Origin of the sequence: Micromonospora sp. NPDC049799 (assembly GCF_040656655.1) — a bacterium.
In the GTDB taxonomy this organism is placed as follows: domain Bacteria; phylum Actinomycetota; class Actinomycetes; order Mycobacteriales; family Micromonosporaceae; genus Micromonospora.
Window position 1 is genome coordinate 1 of sequence record NZ_JBFAMU010000063.1, and the last position, 18,145, is coordinate 18,145.

Below are 18,145 nucleotides of genomic sequence, written 5' to 3' on the forward strand. Positions count from 1 at the left end.
GCGGGACGGCCCGCTCCACGCCGCCGGGCCGGTCGCCGGCCGAGTCGACGACGTGGCCGGCCGGTACGGCCGACGGCACCGGCGCCGCTCCGGCCATGGTGCCCGCACAGCGCGGCGACGACCCGGGCGACCCGGCCGCCGAGCCGGAGCAGGCCACCGCCGGCGGTACGCGGAACGGGGTGACCGGCCGCAACGGCCGGTCGTCCGTCGGGCTGACCGAGCGCGAGTTGCAGGTGCTGCTCGGTATGGCCGAGGGCAAGAGCAACGCGGAGATCGGCCGCGAGTTGTTCGTGTCGGAGGACACCGTCAAGACCCACGCCCGGCGGCTCTTCCGCAAGCTGGGCGCCCGTGACCGGGCCCATGCGGTCGCCGCCGGCTTCCGGGCCGGCCTGGTCGCCTGAACATCGCGGCGGCGCGGCGTTGCGGCGTTGCGGCGTTGCGGCGTTAAGAGGGGGCCCTTCCTTACCGCTCAGCGGTCGCCGGGCTCCTCGTCGGAGTTCTCGGTCAGCGTGTCGTGCACCCCGTCGGCGTAGCCCCGCGCGTAGTCCCAGGTGACGTAGTGGTCCGGGTCCGGGTCGTACGCCGGCTCGTGCACGCGGGGGCGACCGGAGCTGAGCAGGTGGCGCAGGTTGCCCCGGAGCAGGTCCCAGTCGAAGTAGTGGGGTTCCCGGCAGTCCTCGCATTCGATGACCAGCCCGCGGACCCCGATCGGCGCCAGCAGCGCCTGGTAGATCTCCAGGTCGGCGAGGTCCTCCAGCACGTCCTGCCGCTCGACGTCGGTCAGCGGGTCGAGCGGGTCGTCGCCGGGATCGTGCAGCCCCGCTGCCGGATCGGCCGGGTCGCCGTTGAACGGGTCGATGGGCTCGTCGTGCACCCCCTCACCGTAGACCCAACGCCCCGCCCACGCCCGCCCCCGGTGCGCCCGGTGACCTGCCCCGCCACCGACGGGGGACGGGCAGGCCACTGGGTACGATGGGACGACGCGCCGTCACCCGGCGTGCGCCGGTGCCCGCCCGCGCCACCTCGCTGAAGCCCGTTCAAGCAGCTCAGGAGAGCAACAGTGGATATTTCGCCCAGCACCGATCTTCCGGCCGGCGCCGACAACGGCGAGCTGGGCGGCCACCTGCCGGAGCTGCCCGCCGGCTCGGCCCGGGTGGTCCCGCTCGGTCTGACCTTCGACGACGTGCTGCTCCAGCCGGGCGAGTCGGACGTGGTGCCCAGCAGGGTCAACACCCGGACGAAGCTCACCCGCAACGTCGAGTTGTCCATCCCGCTGCTGTCCAGCGCGATGGACACGGTGACCGAGGCGCGGATGGCGATCGCCATGGCCCGGCAGGGCGGCATCGGCGTGCTGCACCGCAACCTCTCCCTCGAGGACCAGGCGCTCCAGGTCGACCTGGTCAAGCGCTCCGAGTCCGGGATGATCACCAACCCGGTGACGGCCAGCCCGGACGACACCCTCCGCGAGGTCGACGAGCTGTGCGGCCGGTACCGCATCTCCGGCGTCCCGGTGGTCGACCGGGACGGCCAGCTGGTCGGCATCGTCACCAACCGCGACATGCGCTTCGTCTCCGAGCCGGACACCCCGGTCCACGAGATCATGACCCGGACGCCGCTGGTCACCGCGCCGGTCGGGGTGAGCAAGGACGACGCCCTCGCCCTGCTGCGCCGACACAAGGTCGAGAAGCTGCCGATCGTGGACGACGCCGGCCGGCTGCGCGGCCTCATCACCGTCAAGGACTTCACCAAGAGCGAGCAGTACCCGGACGCCACCAAGGACGACGCCGGTCGGCTCCGGGTCGCCGCCGCCATCGGTGTGGGCGAGGACGCGTACAAGCGGGCCCGGGCCCTGGTCGACGCGGGCGTCGACGTGATCATCGTGGACACCGCGCACGGTCACCAGCGAGCCGTGCTGGACATGGTCCGCCGGCTCAAGAAGGACGTGACCGTCGACATCGTCGGCGGCAACGTCGCCACCTACGCCGGGGCGAAGGCGCTGGTCGACGCAGGTGCCGACGGCGTCAAGGTCGGGGTCGGACCGGGCGCGATCTGCACCACCCGGATCGTCGCCGGTGTGGGCGTACCGCAGATCACCGCGATCATGGAGGCGGCGCGGGCCGCGCGGCCGGCCGGTGTCCCGGTGATCGGCGACGGCGGCATCCAGTACTCGGGCGACATCGCCAAGGCGCTGGTCGCCGGCGCCGACACGGTGATGCTCGGCAGCCTGCTGGCCGGCTGCGAGGAGAGCCCCGGCGAGCTGATCTTCGTCAACGGCAAGCAGTTCAAGGCGTACCGAGGGATGGGCTCGCTCGGCGCGATGCAGTCCCGGGGCCAGGCCAAGTCGTACAGCAAGGACCGCTACTTCCAGCAGGACGTGCTCAGCGACGACAAGCTGGTCCCCGAGGGCGTGGAGGGTCAGGTGCCCTACCGGGGGCCGCTCTCCCGGGTGGCCCACCAGCTGGTCGGCGGGCTGCGCCTGGCGATGGGGTACGCCGGTGCGGAGAACATCCCCGATCTGCACCACCGGGGCCAGCTGATCCGGATCACCGCGGCCGGGCTCAAGGAGAGCCACCCGCACGACATCCAGATGACCGTCGAGGCGCCCAACTACCACACCCGCTGACCCACCACCCCCAACCACCTGGAGTCCCCCATGCGTGACGTGGTCGAGATCGGGCTGGGCAAGACCGCGCAGCGCGGCTACCACCTGGACGACATCGCCATCGTGCCCAGCCGCCGGACCCGGGACGTCGACGACGTCTCCACGGCCTGGCAGCTCGACGCGTACCCGTTCGGCATCCCCTGCGTCGGGCACCCCTCGGACGCGACGATGAGCCCCGGGTCCGCCGTGCGGCTCGGTCAGCTCGGCGGCCTGGGCGTGCTCAACGTCGAGGGCCTGTGGACCCGCTACGAGAACCCGACCAAGGTGCTGGAGGAGTTGGCCGGCCTGGACGAGGACTCCCGGACCACCAAGCGCCTCCAGGAGGTGTACGCGGAGCCGATCCGTCCCGACCTGATCGCCGAGCGGGTGCGTGAGCTGCGTGCCGGTGGCGGCACCGTGGCGGTGCGGGTCTCCCCGCAGCACACCCTGGCGCTGGCCCCGGTGATCCTCGACGCGGGCGTGGACATCCTCGTCATCCAGGGCACCATCGTGTCGGCCGAGCACGTCTCGACCACCGACGAGCCGCTGAACCTCAAGGAGTTCATCGCCGACCTGGACCTGCCGGTCATCGTCGGTGGCTGCACCGACTACAAGACCGCGCTGCATTTGATGCGGACGGGCGCCGCCGGCGTCATCGTCGGCATCGGTGGCGACGACTGGTCGACCACCGAGTCGGTGCTCGGCATCCGGGTGCCGATGGCGACCGCGATCGCGGACGCCGCGGCGGCCCGGCGGGACTACCTCGACGAGACCGGCGGACGGTACGTGCACCTGATCGCCGACGGCGACATCCAGACCTCCGGCGACATCGCCAAGGCGCTGGGCTGCGGGGCGGACGCGGTCATGCTCGGCGAGGCGCTGTCGCTCTGCGAGGAGGCCCCGGCCGGCGGCGCCTGGTGGCACTCCGCCGCCAGCCACCCGTCGCTGCCCCGTGGCGCGTTCGAGGTGGCCGGTGAGCCGCTCGGCTCGATGGAGCGGCTGCTGTTCGGCCCGGCCGACGAGCCGGACGGCCAGCTCAACCTCTTCGGCGGCCTGCGCCGCGCGATGGCCAAGTGCGGCTACCGCGACCTCAAGGAGTTCCAGAAGGTCGGCCTGGTCCTGGACCGCTGACCCGTCCCAAGACGCCGCAGACGCACCGGTCGCGCCGCTAGGCTCGACCGGTGCGTCGTACCTCGGACCGGATCCGGCCGGCCCTCGTCGTGGCCGTCGCGGCGGCGCTGGTGGTCAGCGGGTGCATCGCGTCCGACGACGACGACCGCTTCCGCCTCGGCGCAGTGGACCTCGCCGACCCGTACGTGCCGGGCAGCGGCAACGGCGGTTACGAGGTGTCGCACTACCGCCTCGCGGTCGGCTACGACCCGCCGAGCGACCGGCTCACCGGCCGGGCGGTGCTCACCGCGACGGCGACGGAGGCTTTGTCCCGCTTCAACCTGGACCTCGCCGGCCTGGACGTCACGGCCGTGCGCGTCGGGAACGGCCCCGCAGAGCACCGGCGCGACGGCGACGAACTGGTGGTGACACCGGACGCGGGGATCGCGCGGGGCGGCCGGTTCACCGTCGAGGTCGACTACGCGGGCGTGCCGACGGCGAAGGACGACGGCCAGCTCGGCACCGGCGGGTTCCTGCACACCGCCGACGGGGCGATCGCGCTCGGCCAGCCGTACTCGGCGGCCACCTGGTTCCCGGTCAACGACCACCCCTCCGACAAGGCCACGTACGACGTCGAGGTGACCGTTCCGGACGGGCTGGAGGCGTTGGCCAACGGCGTGCCGGGGGAGCGGACCAGCGCCGGAGGCCGCACCACCTGGCGCTGGTCGGAGGCGTCACCGATGGCGAGCTACCTGGCGTTCCTGGTGATCGGTGACTACCGGGTGTCCACCGGCACCCACGCCGGCCGGCCGATCGTCACCGCCGTCCCGGCGAGCATGCCGGAGGACAGCCCGCAGGCACGGTCCCTGGCGCGCACCGGCCCGATCGCCGACTTCCTGGCCAGCCGCTTCGGCCCGTACCCGTTCTCCTCGTACGGCGGGGTCGCGGTGACCGACGAGCGGATCGGGTACGCGCTGGAGACGCAGTCCCGGCCGGTCTACGGGCCAGGCTTCTTCCGGGACGGCCGGCCCAACCTGGACGTGGTCACGCACGAACTGGCCCACCAGTGGTTCGGCAACAGCGTGGCGCTGAACCGGTGGAGCGACATCTGGCTCAACGAGGGCTTCGCCACGTACGCGGAGTGGTTGTGGACCGAGCACGACGGCGGGCGGACCGCCCAGCAGAGCTTCGAGCGGGAGTACGCGGTCACGGACTGGTCGCGGGCCTCACTGGACCCCGGCCGGGCGCGGCTGTTCGGCACGGCGGTCTACCAGCGGGGTGCGCTGGTCGTGCACGCCTTGCGGCGTACGGTCGGTGACGACGCGTTCTTCCGGATCCTGCGTACGTGGACCACCGAACGGCGGGACGGCAACGCCACCACCGACGACTTCGTGGCGCTGGCCGAGCGGGTCTCCGGGAGGTCGCTCCGATCGTTCTTCGACACCTGGCTGACCGGGACCTCCGCCCCCGCCCTGCCGTGACCCACGGTGGATCCTCGCTGGGTAGGCTGCCCGCGTCGACAGGGGCCGTCGGCACAGGGGAGGACAGGGCGATGACGTTGTTGCGCCGGAGCACCGGGCTGCTGATGACCGGGGTGCTCGCGTTGACGGCGTGCGAATCGCCGGCCGAGCCGACGTCGAGCCCCACCAGCGCCGCGCCCAGCCCGTCCCGCCAGTTCAAGCCGGGTGCGGCCGGTGTCGGCGACACGTACTTCCCGACCTACGGCAACGGCGGCTACGACGTCGGCCACTACGTCGTGCAGGTCCGGTACGACCCGGAGAAGGACCGGCTGACCGGCACCACCACCGTGCGGGCCGCCGCCACCGCCGACCTGTCCGCGTTCAACCTCGACCTGGCCGGTCTGACGGTGACGTCGGTCAAGGTGGACGGTGCCCCCGCGAAGCACACCCGCACCGACGACGAGCTGGTCGTCACGCCGGCCGCCGGGCTGGTCTCGGGCAACGGCTTCGTGGTCGAGGTCGCGTACGAGGGTGAGCCGCGGCCGTTGGAGAACGAGGTGCTCGGGGGCGGTGGGTGGCTGCACACCGACGACGGGGCGATCGCCCTGGGCCAGCCGGAGTCGGCGAGCACCTGGTTCCCGGTCAACGACCACCCCTCCGACAAGGCCACGTACGACTTCGCGGTGACCGTGCCGCAGGACCTGACGGCGGTGAGCAACGGCGTACCGCAGGGAAAGAGCACCTCCGGCGGCTGGACCACCTGGAAGTGGGCGGAGCGCAGCCCGATGGCCAGTTACCTGAGCACCGTGGTGATCGGGAAGTTCCGGCTGACCCAGGCGGAGCACAAGGGGCGGCCGGTGTTCCACGCGGTGACGTCGTCGATCCCGCAGGGCGCGGCGGACCGGTCCATCGCCGGGACGGTGAAGGTCGCGGACTACCTGGAGAGCGTCTTCGGACCGTACCCGTTCGAGTCGTACGGCGGCGTGGTGGTCTCCGACCCACGGATCCGGTACGCGCTGGAGACGCAGAGCCGCCCGGTCTACTCGGCCGGGTTCTTCCGCCGCGGCGAGAACACCGGGGTCGTCGCGCACGAACTGGCCCACCAGTGGTTCGGCAACAGCGTGGCGCTGGCGAGGTGGCAGGACATCTGGCTCAACGAGGGCCTCGCCACGTACGCGGAGTGGCTCTGGGCCGAGCACGACGGCGAGGGCACCGCGCAGGAGTCGTTCGACGCGGCGTACGGCGGCTCGTCGAGTGCGGTCTGGCGTACGCCGCCGGGCAGGCCGGGCCCGGAGAACCTGTTCAGTGAGTCCGTCTATGAGCGCGGCGCGATGACGGTGCACGCGCTGCGGGTCGCCGTCGGCGACAAGGCGTTCTTCGAGCTGGTGAAGACCTGGTCGGCGCAGAAGCGCGACGACAACGCCACCACCGACGACTTCGTCGCCCTGGCCGAGCGGGTCTCCGGCAGGGAGTTGGACCCGCTCTTCGACGCGTGGCTCTACGGCACGGAGCGTCCGGCCCGCCCGGAGCCGCGGTGATCAGCGACGGACGCGCAGCTCCGGGTGGGCGTCGAGGTACGCCTCGGCGCGACCGGCGCGCAGCTCGGTGAGGAACGTCCGGCCGACCTGGGTCAGCTGCTCGCCCCGGTAGCCGCTGCCCCGGCCGACGGAGGCGCCGGGCAGACCCACCGCGACGAACCGGTCCGGGGACATCTCGCCGAGGGCGTACGCGATGTCGACGATGCGCGGCCCGCCGGCGTAGAGGAGCGCGTCGCCGAGGGCGGCGACGACCTGCTCGACGCGCTCCGGCTGCCGGGCCAGGTCCTCGCCGAGGATCTTGGTGACCAGTGCCGTGACGAGTTGCTGCTGGTGCCGCTGGCGGGCGTAGTCGCCGCCGGTGAGGTAGCGCTGTCGGGCGTAGTCCAGCGCCTGCCAGCCGTTGAGGTGCCGGTCGCCCTTCTCGTAGACCATCTGCGGCCCGACGTACCCGCCGCCGCCGGGCTGCGGGTCCCGGTGCCGGCCGTCGGGGCGGCGGTGCAGCGACACGACCTTCTGGTCGACGTAGATGTCCACTCCGCCGAGGCTGTCCACCAGCTCGTCGAAGCCGCCGAAGGTGAGGGCGGCGCCGGCGTCGATCCGCAGCCCGGTGTAGCCGCTGACCGTGCTGCGCAGCAGCTCGTACCCCTGCGCGGCGCTCGGCTCCTTCGGCTTGCCGGGGACCCGGCTGCCGTAGCTCATCGCGTGGGTGAGCTTCGTCCGGCCACCCCGGTACCCGGCCTTCGGGAAGGCCGGGATGTCGACCAGCAGGTCACGGGGGAGCGAGAACAGGTACGCCCGGTCCAGCCCCTTCGGCACGTGCAGCACCAGGACGGCGTCGCCGTGCGGCTCCCAGCCGGGCTGGCTGACCCGGGTGTCCACCCCGACCAGCAGCAGGTTCAACGGACCGGTGAGGTTCGCACCCGGTGGCGGCCCGGTCGGTGACGGCGAGGGCGTCGCGGTGGCGGCCGGTGCGTTCGCCCCGGGGCTCGCCGGTGCCGGCCGGCCTCCGTCCCGGTCGCCGGTCAGCCGGACCACCGCCACCGTGCCGGCCGTGAGCAGGACCGCGGCGAGGACGGCCAGGCCCAGCAGCCAGCGGCGCCGCGGCGCTCCCATTCCGAGGACCATGCCCGCCCCTTTCCCTACGTGACTCAACGCTCCGGGACGGGCATCGGGTTGCGGCCGCCGGGTGGATCATGCACGATGCGTCGAATCGTCCCCTGGCGCAATGTCTACCCGCCGGTAATGATTCGTCCATGCGGTACGACGTGGTCGTCATCGGGTCCGGCTTCGGCGGCAGTGTCACGGCGCTCCGGCTCGCGGAGAAGGGCTACCGCGTCGGGGTGCTGGAGGCCGGCCGCCGCTTCGCCGACGACGAGTTCCCCCGCACCTCGTGGCGGCTGCGCCGCTTCCTGTGGGCGCCGAGGCTCGGCTGTTACGGCCTGCAACGGATCACCCTGCTGCGCGCGGCCGACCGGAAGGCGGGCGGCGGCGTCATGGTGCTCTCCGGCGCCGGGGTGGGCGGCGGATCCCTGGTCTACGCCAACACGCTCTACGAGCCGCTGGACGCCTTCTACGCCGACCCGCAGTGGCGGGACATCACCGATTGGCGCGCCGAGCTGGCCCGCCACTACGACCAGGCGAAGCGGATGCTCGGCGTCACCACGTACCCGAGGATGACCGGCGCGGACCGGGCGATGCGGGCGGTGGCCGACCGGATGGGGGTGGGGGAGACCTTCCACGCCACCCCCGTCGGGGTGCACATCGGCCGGCCCGGCGAGCGGGTGGCCGACCCGTACTTCGGTGGCGCGGGCCCGGAGCGCACCGGCTGCACCCACTGCGGCTCCTGCATGACGGGCTGCCGGCACGGCGCCAAGAACACGCTGGTCAAGAACTACCTGTGGCTGGCCGAACGGCTCGGCGTCCAGGTCCACCCACTGACCACGGTGACGGCGGTCCGCCCGGCCGCCGACGGCGGGTACGAGGTGCACACCGAGCGCACCGGGGCCTGGCTGCGCCGGCGGCGCCGGGTGGTCCACGCCGACCAGGTGGTCTTCGCGGCCGGGGCGCTGGGCACGCAGCGGCTGCTGCACGAGATGAGGGCGACCGGAGCGCTGCCCGCCCTGTCGTCCCGGCTGGGCGAGCTGACCCGGACCAACTCCGAGGCCATCCTCGGCGCGTCGGTGCCGAGGCAGCGGGCCCGGGCCGAGCGGACGGACTTCACCCAGGGCGTGGCGATCACCAGCTCGTTCCACCCCGACCCGCAGACCCACATCGAGCCGGTCCGCTACGGCCGGGGTTCGAACGCGATGGGTCTGCTCCAGTCGCTGCTGGTCGACGGCGGCCCGCACCGGGTGCGCCGGTGGCTGGGCAGCATCGTCCGGCAGCCCGGCCTGGCCGCCCGGATGCTGTCCGTCCGCGGCTGGTCGGAGCGTACGGTGATCGCCCTGGTCATGCAGTCGGCGGACAACTCCCTCACCACCCGGGTCCGGCGCGGCCTCCTCGGTCGGCGGCTGGTCTCCGGCCCGGGGCACGGGGCGCCGAACCCGACCTGGATCCCGGCGGGCAACAACGCGGTCCGGCTGCTCGCCGAGGAGATCGGCGGCACCCCCGGCGGCGCGCTGACGGAGCCGTTCAACATCCCGATGACGGCGCACATCCTGGGCGGGGCGGTGATCGGCGCGTCCCCGGCCGACGGCGTGATCGACCCGTGGCACCGGGTGTACGGACACCCGGGGCTGCACGTGGTGGACGGTGCGGCTGTCTCGGCGAACCTGGGCGTGAACCCGTCGCTGACCATCACCGCCCAGGCGGAGCGGGCGATGTCCTTCTGGCCGAACAGGGGCGAGGAGGACCCCCGGCCGCCGCTCGGTGCGCCGTACACCCGTCTGGAGCCGGTGCCCCCGCGCAGCCCGGCGGTGCCGGCGGACGCCCCCGGGGCCCTGCGGTAGGGAAGGGCCCCCCTTCAACGCCTCCGGTAGAGGAAGGGCCCCTTCTCAACGCCCTCATCGATGCCCTCACCGGCCGGCGGCAATTTCTCGGTACCGGTCCGCCGGTCCATCCAGGCGACGAGCGCGGCGTGCGGGAGGGTCAGTGCCGCCAGCACGGCGACCATGGCGGGCAGCGCGTCGGCCGGCTGGTCGGGCCAGCCGACCAGCGCGGCCAGAGCGGCCGAGGCGGCCACGGTGGGCAGAGCCGCCCGCCGGGCGAAGCGACGCAGCGGCGGGCCGAGCCGGCCGGCGGTCAGGTCGGCCTGGTTGCCGGGGTCGGCGTGCAGGAGGCGGGCGACGTGCCGCAGCGAGTGCCAGCCGGCGAAGTACGCCCCGATCGCCAGCGCGGGCGGCACCGCGGCGAAGAAGCCGATGAGCAGGACCGGTTCGACGGCCTCCCGGAGCCGCTCCGCGCGCAGGCGGCGGAGCACGGTGCAGGCGGCCGCCACGATCAGGCAGGCCGCCGCCACCGCGCGGACCTCGACGGTGAGCAGCGGTGGTACGCCGGGTGCCACCGCCGCCAGCAGTGGGTCCACGGCGTCCGGCCAGAGCAGCAGCGGCACGACCACGGGTGGACCGCCGTGAGCGAGCACTCCCGACACCGGCGGGCGGCCGGGTCGGCGATCCCGTTCGGCGTGGTAAGCCTCGTCAGCGGTGCCGAAGTGGGCGACCGACAGCAGGAGGAACCCGGCCAGGGCGACCTCTGGCGCGGCGCGGAAGGCCGCGTACGCGACGGCCGCGACAGCCGCGTACGTCAGGGTCAGTCCCAACCGCACCGGCAGCGGACGCGCCCGTACGGTCAGCCAGGCGGGGACGAGGTGGTCGACCGCGCCGTGTGGCAGCCCCAGGAGCAGCCCGGCCACCAGGTACACCGGCGAGGCGCCGAAGCCGTACCGGTCGAGCAGGGGTGCGAGCGCCAGCAGCGCCGCGACGCCCAGCGGCGGGGCCAGGCCGGCGCGCGCCAGCAGCGGGTACGCGGCGCGGTGGGCGGGACGGTTCGGGGGAGGCGATCGCCGAACGGCCGGGGTCGGGGTGGTCACCGGAGCACCGGGAGTTCGCCGCGGGCGGCCAACTGCCGGAGCCGGCCGAGGTCGAGGATGCTCCAGCCCACCTTCGACACGATGGAGAGCAGGACGAACAGCGCGGTGTCGACGGATGCGCCGAGCAGGTCGAGGCCGGGCGGGCCGAGGAGCCAGATCACCGGGTACCCGGCCCAGAGCACGGTGAGCAGAAGGGCGACCTCCCAGTAGGCGTGGTGCAACCCGCTCGGCTGACGGCGGGCCAGGCTGCGCAGCGGGCCCCAGATCAGGGCGTAGATGACGAGAAGGGCGACCGTGCCGAACGCGTAGAGCAGCCAGCGGGTCAGCAGGCCGTCGGCGAGGTCGGCGAGAAGGCCGCTGAGGATCATCGCGACGTTGATGCCGATCAGTGTGGCGAGGAGCGCGGGGTGCCGACGGGGCAGGGCGTGCGTCGCGGTGAGGGCCAGGGCGACGAGAAGCAGGGAGGCGCTCACGGCCCAGTCCGCGTACCGGGCCCAGTAGGTCAGGTGGCCGCCGCCGTCGGTCTGTCCGCCCCCGAGGGCGGTGACGGTGTACCAGAACCCGGACCAGAGGGGGATGGCGATCGCCACGTGGTACTCGATCCGGGGGACGCCCCGGGGGTCGGCTGCCCACCGGACGAAAAGCAGCAGGCCGGCTGCCATGGAGGCGACGTAGAGCCACAGCCACCACCCGGTCATCCGCTCGCTCCTCCGTCCGGTCGGGCCCGCCGATTCCGCTCGGGGGCGCCGGCCCCGCCCCATACGGTAAAGCGGAAAACCACCTTTACCGGGGCGAACTCGGCGTTCCGCGCAGGTGCCGGAGGAGGGGCCGTGAACTTCGAGAATCTGTTCTCGTACAACGTCGACCAGTACACGTTGGTCTCCCACGTGCTCAGTCTCGGCTTCGCCGTGATGGCCGCCGGCCTCGTCTACTTCCTGGTCACCGCCGGCTCCATCGCACCGCGGTACCGGCTCACCTCGGTGCTCTCCGCCGTCGTGATGGTCTCGGCCTTCTTCGAGCTGCTGCTGCTCTACCAACGCTGGGTGGGCGCGTTCCGGTGGGACGGCAGCGCCTTCGTGCAGTCCGGCACGCTCTTCTCCAACGGCTACCGCTACGTCAACTGGTCGATCGACGTGCCGGTACTGCTGATCCAGTTGCTGGTCGTCATGGGGATCACCGGCCGCCGGTTCCACCAGATCTGGGCGGCGTTCGTGGCCGGTGGGCTCGCCATGATCTACACCGGGTACGCCGGGCAGTTCCACGAGGTGGAACGCTCTGCACCGTTCTGGGTCTGGGGCCTGGTCAGCACGGCCTTCTTCCTGCTCCTGCTCGCCCTCGTCGCGTGGGTGATCTTCGGCAACCTGGCCCGGCTGCCGGAGTCCGCCCGGGGTGTCGCCCGAGCCGTCTGGTGGCTCGTGCTGGTCTCCTGGATGCTCTACCCCGGCGCCTATCTCATGCCGGCGATGTGGGACTCCGCCGATGGCGTCGTGGCCCGGCAGGTGACGTACACGCTCGCCGACATCACCTCCAAGGTGGTCTACGGCGTCCTGCTCGGCGTCATCGCCCGCAAGGTCAGCGCCGCCGAGGGGTTCGGTCACGCGGTCGACGACGAGGTGGCCCTGCCCCGTGGTGGGATCACGGATCGTGGCGGACCTGCCGGCCGCCGTGGGCGGGCCGGTCACGGTCGGTAGGATCTGCGGCCATGAGCACGCCTCGCCCCGTCCTCGTGGTGGACTTCGGAGCCCAGTACGCCCAGCTCATCGCGCGCCGGGTGCGCGAGGCGAAGGTCTACTCGGAGATCGTCCCGCACACCATGCCGGTCGCCGACATGCTGGCGAAGAACCCGGCCGCGATCATCCTCTCCGGCGGCCCGTCGAGCGTCTACGCGCCCGGCGCCCCGCAGGTCGACGCCCGGATGTTCACCTCGGATGTCCCCGTGTTCGGCATCTGCTACGGCTTCCAGGCGATGGCGCAGGCCCTCGGCGGCACGGTCGCGCGGACCGGCAACCGCGAGTACGGCGGCACCCCGCTGCGCCCCCGCCTCCTCGACCCCGGCGTGCTGCTGCGCGATCTGCCGGCCGACCTGCCGGTCTGGATGAGCCACGGCGACTGCGTGACCGAGGCCCCGTCGGGCTTCACGGTGACCGCCGAGTCGGCGGGCGCCCCGGTCGCCGCGTTCGAGGATCTGGTCGGGCGGCGGGCCGGCGTGCAGTTCCACCCCGAGGTCGGGCACACCGCCCACGGGCAGGAGATGCTGACCCGGTTCCTCTACGACATCGCGGGCATCGAGCCGACCTGGACGTCGGAGAACATCATCGACGAGCAGGTCGCCCGGATCCGGGAGCAGGTGGGCGACAAGGAGGTCATCTGCGGCCTGAGCGGCGGTGTCGACTCGGCGGTGGCCGCGGCGCTGGTGCACAGGGCCGTCGGCGACCAGTTGACCTGCGTCTTCGTCGACCACGGCCTGCTGCGGGCCGGCGAGGCCGAGCAGGTCGAGAAGGACTACGTCGCGGCCACCGGCATCAAACTCAAGGTGGTCGACGCGCGGGAGCGGTTCCTGGGCGCGCTGGCCGGCGTCATCGACCCGGAGCAGAAGCGCAAGATCATCGGTCGGGAGTTCATCCGGGTCTTCGAGGCCGCCGCCCGGGAGATCGCCGCGCACGGCGACGTCGAGTTCCTGGTGCAGGGCACCCTCTACCCGGACGTGGTGGAGTCCGGCGGCGGCACCGGCACCGCCAATATCAAGAGCCACCACAACGTGGGCGGCCTGCCGGAGGACCTGAAGTTCGCCCTGGTGGAACCGCTGCGGACGCTGTTCAAGGACGAGGTCCGCGCGCTCGGCATCCAGCTGGGCCTGCCCGAGGCGATGGTCTGGCGCCACCCGTTCCCGGGCCCCGGCCTGGCCATCCGGATCATCGGCGCGGTCGACGAGGAGCGGCTCGCCGTGCTCCGCAGGGCCGACCTGATCGCCCGCCAGGAGCTGACCGCCGCCGGCCTCGACCGGGGCGTGTGGCAGTTCCCGGTGGTGCTGCTGGCCGACGTGCGCAGCGTCGGCGTGCAGGGTGACGGGCGCAGCTACGGGCATCCCGTGGTGCTGCGCCCGGTCTCCAGCGAGGATGCGATGACCGCCGACTGGTCTCGGCTGCCGTACGACGTCGTCGCCCGGATCTCCACCCGGATCACCAACGAGGTGGCCGAGGTCAACCGGGTCGTGCTGGACGTGACCAGCAAGCCGCCGGGCACCATCGAGTGGGAGTGAGCCCGGCTCACGCCGCCGGCGGCACGGTGGGCGGCGTGGTCGGGGTCGTCGGCGTCGCGACGGTCGGCGGCTCGGCCGGGCGGGTCGGCCAGGTCGGTGCCACGACGGTCGGCGGCGTGGTCGCGGCGGGTGCGGGCTGCGGCGAGGTGCCCGTCGGGTGCGGCCAGGCGGGGGCGCCGGCCGGCTCTTCGGGCATCAGGAACCACATGATCGGGTACGCGAGCAGCGCGAGCCCGCCGGTGAGCAGGCCGCCGACGGCGAAGACCACCCGGACGAGGTTGGGGTCGACGGCGAAGTAGCGGCCGACCCCGCTGGCCACCCCGGCGACCATCCGGTCGTGGGTGGGGCGGCGGAGCTGCTTGTACGGAGCCTGGGGAGGGGGGGTTGTTGTCATGCCTCCACAGTCCGCGCGGGTGTCCCGGGCGACCTCGGTGACCGCCCGGATCCATACCCTGATGCGCCCCTGATCCGCGAGGATTGAGTCAGGAATCTGACTCTTTTCGATGGAGGTAACCCGGGACGGGGAGAATTTGGCTCCGTGACCACCTTGCTGGAGCCGCTCCGCAGGATCGCGGCATACGCAGTTTGTGCTGACTCAGTTGGCCGAGTGTTGCTGGTCCACGCGTCGGAGCGCTCCGGCACCCCCGGCACGTGGTCGCTGCCCGGCGGGGCGGTCGACCACGGCGAGGACCCCCACCACACCGTCGTCCGTGAGACGGCGGCCGAGACCGGGCTCTCGGTCTCCGTCGCCGGCCTGCACGACGTGCTGGCCGACATGCGGGCGCTGCCCGAGCGGGGCATCACGATCCACACCGACCGCCTGGTCTACCAGGTCTCGGTGCGGGGCGGGACGCTCAACGACCGCGTGGACCGGCCCACGGACCTGGCCCGTTGGTTCACCCTCGACGAGGCCCGCGAGCTGCCGCTGCGCTCGTTCACGGCGCGCGCCCTCGGCCTGCCCGCCTCGTCGGCCGACATCGTCCCCGACGAGGCGCCGGAGTTCCCCTCCTTCTACGCGGTGCCGGGCCCGGACGGGCTGCACCGGGCGCAGCGCTTCGCCGCGTACGCCGTGGTGACCGACCCGGACGACCGGGTGCTGCTGACCCGGGTGTCCGACGGCTACCCGGGCGCGGGCTGCTGGCACCTGCCCGGCGGCGGCACGGACTACGGCGAGCAGCCGGGCGCGGCCCTGATCCGCGAGCTGGTCGAGGAGACCGGGCAGACCGGCCGCCTGGTCGAGCTGCTCGGGGTGGCCAGCCACCGGGACGCCGCATCGCTCGGCCCGGAGGGCTACCCGATCGACTGGCACGGCGTCCGGGCCTTCTACCGGGTGGTCGTCGACCAGCCCGCCCCGCCCACCGTCGCCGACGTCGGCGGCTCCACCTGCGAGGCCCGCTGGTTCGCCAGGGAGGAGCTCGGCGCCCTCCCCGCCGACCGCCTCACCGAGGTCACGGCCGAAGCCGTCCAAGCCGCCCGCCTCACCTGACTCCCATCCCTGCCAGCGCTCTGCGCCGAGTGGAACTCCATGGCTGTCACGGCAGCCGGGTGACGTACATGGCGTTCCACTCACCGAATGCGACATCGCCCTCCGCCGCGCCAGCCGGACCGACCGGCGCCGACGGTCCCGCGCGCCGCGCTCGACCGTCGACGCAGCGCGCCACGCCGATCATGACGTTATCGTCAGGACACGGCGACCACGGGCTGACACCGTCGTGGTCGACGGATCGGGCGGGGGAGTGGTGGGTGCGATGGAGGAACGGCGGCGGGTCGGGGCGTACGGGGTCGTCGGGGACCCGTCCGGGCGGGTGCTGCTCGTGCGGGGTTCGGCCAGGGCCGACTTTCCCGGGGTCTGGTCGCTGCCCGGGGGCGGGCTGGAGCACGCCGAGCACCCGGCGCACGCCGTCGTCCGTGAGGTAGCCGAGGAGACCGGGCTGACCGTCGAGGTGACCGGGCTGCGGTCGGTGGTCGCCGACGTCGTCCCGTACGCCGACCTCCGGGTGGCGCTGCACACCGACCGGCTGGTCTTCGACGTCACCGCCACCGGCGGGACGTTGCGCGACGAAGGGGACGGGACCACCGATCTCGCCCGCTGGCTGCGCCCGGCCGAGGCCGGTGAGCTGCCGCTGCTGCCCTTCACCGCCGAGGCGCTCGGCCTGCCGGTCACCCCGCTGCCACCGGGGGCCCTGCGTCGCCGGGAGCCGTTCGCCACCCCGCCGGCGGACCGGCGGCTGCGCTTCGGCGCGTACGGGCTGGTGACCGACCCGTCCGGGCGGGTGCTGTTGACGATGATCGCCGAGGGCTACCCGGGAGCCGGCCGCTGGCATCTGCCCGGCGGCGGCACCGACCACGGCGAGCAGCCGGTGTCCGCACTGCTGCGGGAGCTCGTCGAGGAGTCCGGCCAGCTCGGCCGGGTGGTGGACCTGATCGGCGTGGACAACCTGCACAACCCCGCCGCGCTGGGGCCCGAGGGCCGCCCGCTGGACTGGCACGGCGTACGGGTGGTCTACCGGGTGGCGGTCGACCTGCCCACCCAACCCGAGGTGACCGAGTTGGCCGGCGGCTCCACCGCCCGGGCCGGCTGGTTCACCCCGGAGCAGCTCGCCGACCTGCGCCTGACGGAGATCGCCGCCCGGGTGGTCGACGGTCGACCGCCCGGTTACCGTCCGTAGGCGTGGCCTCGCCCCAGGACGACTGGAACTGGACATCCGGGCAGGCGGCACCCGCTCGGCGAGCCGGTACTGCAAGGGTCCGGTACATTTGGCGTGGGGTTGATGGAGGAAACGGGCGATGAAGCCCGAGATGGGAATAAGAGAGCGGTTCGCGCGGTTTAAGGGAGATATAAGTACCGCCGGCAGCTATCGCCAATCCCCGTACCCCTGTGCGATGGTGTACTCCGCAAAACGGCTGCCGGGTCAGATGATGGTCCGGCACGAGACAGCCGGACGCCCGCCCGGAGTGGCGGTCAACCGATCCGGTGATGGAGGAAACGTGCCGAGAGCCCCCTGGCGCCGGCGTCGTACCACTGACAGTCCGCGCCCCGCAGGGCGCCGCTGGGCGGGCCCGCTGCGCCGCAGCGGCACGTTCGCCCGGCAGGTGCTCCTGGTCCGGGTGGGCCGCCGCGACGGCGACCTGCGCGGAGCCACCGATCTTGCACTGCCCGAGCACCGGTACACCGACCGGCCGCGTCGCCGGTACGGCCTGAGCCGTTACGAGCGGGCCCAGGTCGACGCGGTCGTCCCGGTCAGCCCCGCCCTCGCCCCCGTCACACCGGTCGACGACGAGACGGCGCGGTCGATCCCGCTGCTGCCCGGTGAGCGGACGATGGCCCGCCGGATGAAGTTCGCGCTGGTCAACGCCTGCACCCTGGCGAGCCTGATGCTCGGCATGCTGGCGATCTTCCTCGCCATGCAGGGCGAGGCCCGGATCGCGGCGCTGTGCCTCATCGCCTGCGTCGCCTTCGACGGCCTGGACGGTGCGCTCGCCCGCAAGCTCGGCGTCGCCAGCCCGTTCGGTGCCCAGATGGACTCGCTGGCCGACATGTGCTCGTTCGGCCTCGCCGCCCCGGTCGTGGTCTACGCCTCGCTCGCCGGCTCGGTGCCCCCGGCCGCCGCCGCGGTCGCCTGCGCACTCGTCGCGGCCTGCGCCGCCATCCGGCTCGCGCGGTTCAACGTCTCACCGAAGGACGGGCGCTTCTTCTGTGGCGTGCCGACCACCATGGCCGCCGCCGTGCTCGCGCTGACCGTCGCCATCGGCCTGCCGATCCCGGGGCTGGTCCTGGTCACCGGGGTGGGCCTGCTCGCCTTCGCGATGGTGTCCAGCTTCCCGTACGCCAAGCTCGCCCGGCTGGTCAAGCTCCCGCCGTGGGTGTGGCTGGCCCCGGTGGTCGGCGCCCTGGTCGACGTCCGCGTCACGTTCGCCCTGATCGTGGTCGGCTACCTGGTCAGCGGCCCGGTCCTCTGGCTGCGCCAGCGCCGCACCGCCTGACCCCGTACGCAGAAAGGGGCGCCGCGACGATCGCGGCGCGGCTACGGGGCGCAGCGGGTGGTGGACGCGATCGACATGGCGGCGGTCCGGCGGGACCCGAAGGTGGTGGCCGGCTTCTCGGACATC

At 73.1% G+C, this 18,145-nt stretch carries 17 protein-coding genes and 1 pseudogene; 12 read left to right on the plus strand and 6 right to left on the minus strand.

Annotation, left to right across the window (positions count from 1 at the left end):
• On the plus strand, positions 1 to 401 hold a 401-nt coding region (locus tag AB0I76_RS08220), incomplete at its 5' end, for a response regulator transcription factor (RefSeq protein WP_357031603.1).
• 68 nt (positions 402 to 469) lie between these two features.
• Here AB0I76_RS08220 and AB0I76_RS08225 read toward each other — a convergent pair.
• Positions 470 to 874: a DUF5319 domain-containing protein gene (locus AB0I76_RS08225; RefSeq protein ID WP_357031606.1), complete on the minus strand. Its 405-nt coding sequence runs from the start codon at positions 872 to 874 to the stop codon at positions 470 to 472.
• A gap of 186 nt (positions 875 to 1,060) precedes the next feature.
• On the opposite strand from AB0I76_RS08225, the gene guaB reads away from it, so the two are divergent.
• From guaB to AB0I76_RS08245, 4 genes are all read left to right on the plus strand, one after another.
• Positions 1,061 to 2,623 carry an IMP dehydrogenase gene (gene guaB, locus AB0I76_RS08230; RefSeq protein WP_357031608.1) on the plus strand — a complete coding sequence of 521 codons (1,563 nt, stop codon included), beginning with the start codon at positions 1,061 to 1,063 and terminating at the stop codon, positions 2,621 to 2,623.
• A 30-nt stretch (positions 2,624 to 2,653) separates the two neighbouring features.
• On the plus strand, positions 2,654 to 3,772 hold the full coding sequence (locus AB0I76_RS08235; protein WP_357031612.1) for a GuaB3 family IMP dehydrogenase-related protein: 1,119 nt from the start codon (positions 2,654 to 2,656) through the stop codon (positions 3,770 to 3,772).
• A gap of 50 nt (positions 3,773 to 3,822) precedes the next feature.
• The gene (locus tag AB0I76_RS08240; RefSeq protein ID WP_357031615.1) at positions 3,823 to 5,232 is read left to right on the plus strand and encodes a M1 family metallopeptidase; all 1,410 of its coding nucleotides are present in this window, start codon (positions 3,823 to 3,825) and stop codon (positions 5,230 to 5,232) included.
• A gap of 71 nt (positions 5,233 to 5,303) precedes the next feature.
• Complete coding sequence (locus AB0I76_RS08245; protein WP_357031618.1) at positions 5,304 to 6,749, plus strand: M1 family metallopeptidase; 1,446 nt, start codon at positions 5,304 to 5,306, stop codon at positions 6,747 to 6,749.
• On the opposite strand, the gene AB0I76_RS08250 is transcribed toward AB0I76_RS08245, so the two are convergent.
• Complete coding sequence (locus tag AB0I76_RS08250; RefSeq protein WP_357031621.1) at positions 6,750 to 7,862, minus strand: LCP family protein; 1,113 nt, start codon at positions 7,860 to 7,862, stop codon at positions 6,750 to 6,752.
• Between the two features lie 140 nt (positions 7,863 to 8,002).
• On the opposite strand from AB0I76_RS08250, the gene AB0I76_RS08255 reads away from it, so the two are divergent.
• Complete coding sequence (locus AB0I76_RS08255; protein ID WP_357031624.1) at positions 8,003 to 9,697, plus strand: GMC family oxidoreductase; 1,695 nt, start codon at positions 8,003 to 8,005, stop codon at positions 9,695 to 9,697.
• A 14-nt stretch (positions 9,698 to 9,711) separates the two neighbouring features.
• Here AB0I76_RS08255 and AB0I76_RS08260 read toward each other — a convergent pair whose 3' ends face one another.
• Together AB0I76_RS08260 and AB0I76_RS08265 are read right to left on the minus strand one after the other, a co-directional pair.
• Complete coding sequence (locus tag AB0I76_RS08260) at positions 9,712 to 10,776, minus strand: Brp/Blh family beta-carotene 15,15'-dioxygenase (protein ID WP_357031627.1); 1,065 nt, start codon at positions 10,774 to 10,776, stop codon at positions 9,712 to 9,714.
• A complete protein-coding gene (locus AB0I76_RS08265; RefSeq protein ID WP_357031630.1) occupies positions 10,773 to 11,474 on the minus strand; it encodes a bacteriorhodopsin in 702 nt (233 codons plus the stop codon). The genes AB0I76_RS08260 and AB0I76_RS08265 overlap by 4 nt, the downstream gene beginning before the upstream one ends.
• Before the next feature lie 132 nt (positions 11,475 to 11,606).
• Between AB0I76_RS08265 and AB0I76_RS08270 the strand changes: the two genes are divergently transcribed.
• Positions 11,607 to 12,467 (plus strand): bacteriorhodopsin, encoded by an 861-nt coding sequence (locus tag AB0I76_RS08270; protein WP_357031633.1) that lies wholly within the window; start codon positions 11,607 to 11,609, stop codon positions 12,465 to 12,467.
• 11 nt (positions 12,468 to 12,478) lie between these two features.
• The gene (gene guaA / locus AB0I76_RS08275; RefSeq protein ID WP_357031636.1) at positions 12,479 to 14,035 is read left to right on the plus strand and encodes a glutamine-hydrolyzing GMP synthase; all 1,557 of its coding nucleotides are present in this window, start codon (positions 12,479 to 12,481) and stop codon (positions 14,033 to 14,035) included.
• A gap of 7 nt (positions 14,036 to 14,042) precedes the next feature.
• Here guaA and AB0I76_RS08280 read toward each other — a convergent pair whose 3' ends face one another.
• Positions 14,043 to 14,429 (minus strand): PspC domain-containing protein, encoded by a 387-nt coding sequence (locus AB0I76_RS08280; RefSeq protein WP_357031639.1) that lies wholly within the window; start codon positions 14,427 to 14,429, stop codon positions 14,043 to 14,045.
• A gap of 144 nt (positions 14,430 to 14,573) precedes the next feature.
• Between AB0I76_RS08280 and AB0I76_RS08285 the strand changes: the two genes are divergently transcribed.
• Positions 14,574 to 15,521 carry an NUDIX hydrolase gene (locus AB0I76_RS08285; protein WP_357031641.1) on the plus strand — a complete coding sequence of 316 codons (948 nt, stop codon included), beginning with the start codon at positions 14,574 to 14,576 and terminating at the stop codon, positions 15,519 to 15,521.
• A 46-nt stretch (positions 15,522 to 15,567) separates the two neighbouring features.
• On the opposite strand, the gene AB0I76_RS08290 is transcribed toward AB0I76_RS08285, so the two are convergent.
• Entirely contained in the window at positions 15,568 to 15,705 is a 138-nt protein-coding gene (locus AB0I76_RS08290) for a hypothetical protein (RefSeq protein ID WP_357031645.1), read from the minus strand.
• Between the two features lie 78 nt (positions 15,706 to 15,783).
• On the opposite strand from AB0I76_RS08290, the gene AB0I76_RS08295 reads away from it, so the two are divergent.
• The 3 genes and pseudogenes from AB0I76_RS08295 to AB0I76_RS08305 all read left to right on the plus strand — a co-directional run.
• On the plus strand, positions 15,784 to 16,704 hold the full coding sequence (locus AB0I76_RS08295) for an NUDIX domain-containing protein (protein WP_357031648.1): 921 nt from the start codon (positions 15,784 to 15,786) through the stop codon (positions 16,702 to 16,704).
• A gap of 394 nt (positions 16,705 to 17,098) precedes the next feature.
• Complete coding sequence (locus AB0I76_RS08300) at positions 17,099 to 18,019, plus strand: CDP-alcohol phosphatidyltransferase family protein (protein ID WP_357031651.1); 921 nt, start codon at positions 17,099 to 17,101, stop codon at positions 18,017 to 18,019.
• 30 nt (positions 18,020 to 18,049) lie between these two features.
• Positions 18,050 to 18,145 (plus strand): annotated as a pseudogene (locus AB0I76_RS08305) (LD-carboxypeptidase); the annotation flags it as partial.